This window comes from Pseudomonas sp. FSL R10-2189 (assembly GCF_009600325.1).
In the GTDB taxonomy this organism is placed as follows: domain Bacteria; phylum Pseudomonadota; class Gammaproteobacteria; order Pseudomonadales; family Pseudomonadaceae; genus Aquipseudomonas; species Aquipseudomonas helleri.
Genome location: NZ_WIVZ01000081.1, coordinates 1 through 1,938 on the forward strand (window position 1 = coordinate 1; position 1,938 = coordinate 1,938).

At 43.7% G+C, this 1,938-nt stretch carries 2 protein-coding genes and 1 pseudogene; all 3 read right to left on the reverse strand.

Annotation, left to right across the window (positions count from 1 at the left end; genetic code table 11):
* Positions 1–455: 455 nt before the first annotated feature.
* Complete coding sequence (locus GHO32_RS25895; protein ID WP_153443087.1) at positions 456–908, reverse strand: hypothetical protein; 453 nt, start codon at positions 906–908, stop codon at positions 456–458.
* A gap of 97 nt (positions 909–1,005) precedes the next feature.
* The gene (locus GHO32_RS25900) at positions 1,006–1,575 is read right to left on the reverse strand and encodes a hypothetical protein (protein ID WP_153338450.1); all 570 of its coding nucleotides are present in this window, start codon (positions 1,573–1,575) and stop codon (positions 1,006–1,008) included.
* Positions 1,576–1,733: 158 nt separating this feature from the next.
* Positions 1,734–1,865 (reverse strand): annotated as a pseudogene (locus tag GHO32_RS27325) (type II toxin-antitoxin system RelE/ParE family toxin); the annotation flags it as partial.
* Positions 1,866–1,938: the final 73 nt, after the last annotated feature.

Consider the following 1,938-nt stretch of genomic DNA (forward strand, 5'->3'; position numbering starts at 1 on the left):
TGGTGTCCACTTAAAATCAGGTGGACACCATCGCCTTAGGCGACGCTCTCAGGTAGGTGTGTTGCCCGGACGGTTACGTCCTGCATTGTCCATGGAGCACCTGTCGCATTATTTGTCGCAGGTAATTTATAACCTGCGACAGATTTATGCGACATCCAAAATCCCGCAGATCCAGGGTCTGTGAGCATGTCGCATAACTTAGGAGTAGAGCGACGACTGTGGCTTGGAGCGACGGGCGCTAGGGAAACTGTGGAGGAGAGGTGCGCCTGTAATGTTGTGAGTAGCTGCCGCGAGGTGCTCGCAGCGGCTAATAAAGACAGGAATGAGTGAGTGATTTGAGCGTTTTGGATCAACTCGCCTCTTTCAAGATCGGCGGTGGCCGAAGTCAGCCAGAAACACATGACTACTTCAGACCATCCCTAGCGTACAATTTTGTCCGGTTCCTCTATTCACCACTATTTGCAGTTTTTAACCCAGTTAGGATTCAAGTTGGGGCAAATAGATTCGTAATCTTTACGCTCGCGCTCTTCAAGTTGCGTTTCAGAATTAGTATCTTTGAATGCAACTTGATACCAATAAGCATTAGTTTTGATAGAGCGAACTATAAAACCTTTACGAATAAACCAACTCGCAGGATCATCGTGTTCTGTACTTTTTAAATAGTTTGAACCAATACATGGTAATGGCTCGGAAAGCTCTTTATTCCAAATTATTCCCTTCGGTTGTGCTGGATATGTAGCTAATAGTTTAATTATGTGGACCATTTTTCCATTTGGTAAAAAATCACCAACGGTAGTTTTAGTTGCCTCCACTACATTAACTACATACTCTTCCATCCACTTATCCATGAAATCAGGATCACTAGCACAACCACCAAAACTTTCACAAAAATCCTGATAATCACTCACACATTACTCCTTGCTATAGCTGTTTTATCTAACAGATATTAGATGGAATTCTTCGTTGATCTGATGGTAGTGGTTTCTGAGGAAATGGGACATATTTTTAATTAATAAGTCTTTCGAAACGTATTGAAAAGGTATTTCTTGGGTCTTTGGCGGCGTAACCAATATTCACGTCACCCTTACCAGCTACAACTATAACGAACACACTGCCAGTGTCCATGGAGGAAACTGCTGAATAATAACATAAAAGCCTATCTGCGTAGTCTGATGAATTACCATTGGAAATCCATTTTACGCTGCCCAAATTGTACTTTCGTTCAACAGCCGGTATTTGACTAATACAAATAGGCTCATTGGTAGAGGCAGTCGCATTACTTTTTACCTTGGGTAATGCCTCCACAAGACCAACCAAGTAACTAAAGTGAGGGTTGATAGGATAGGCACTGGCATTACAGCCAGCCTGCTTACGTACAGCGAACTCCAATACGGAGTCATTATCTGCCTCCCAAACACTTGCACAAGCAGCACTTGAGGCAACACCGCTTTCAATGCAGCTAGGCGCAGCAGCCATGTATCGCTTCTCAATGTTATTTAGTACGGTGGTATCACAAACTGCTGCTAAAGCGGAGAGAGGTGTAAGTAGCGCAAAAAAGATAAGAAGCTTTTTCAATTGTTTCTCCAATCCTTTGTATAGAGTGCATCAGTTACGCTTCAAGCGTCACGCATGAGCTGCAAGCAGTCATTTTTTGGTTGGCTTTTTATTAGTTTACGAACGCATACTGACAGTGCTTGGTTTGACTATAAGCCCCATTATAATTAAGACGTAAGTCATTTGAGCCGCTCTGATGCCTTTCGGTATGCGGCTTCATTCTCACGTTTATCGATAGCAACCACGAACACCACAACCTCCTGATCTATGACCTGGTAGATCAGCCGATAGCCAGCGCTGCGCAGCTTTACTGGCTCTTCGCATTTAAGGGTGTAGCTGATTTCTAAACCCTCCTGACTTCAGCAAGCACCTGGCTATGTAATT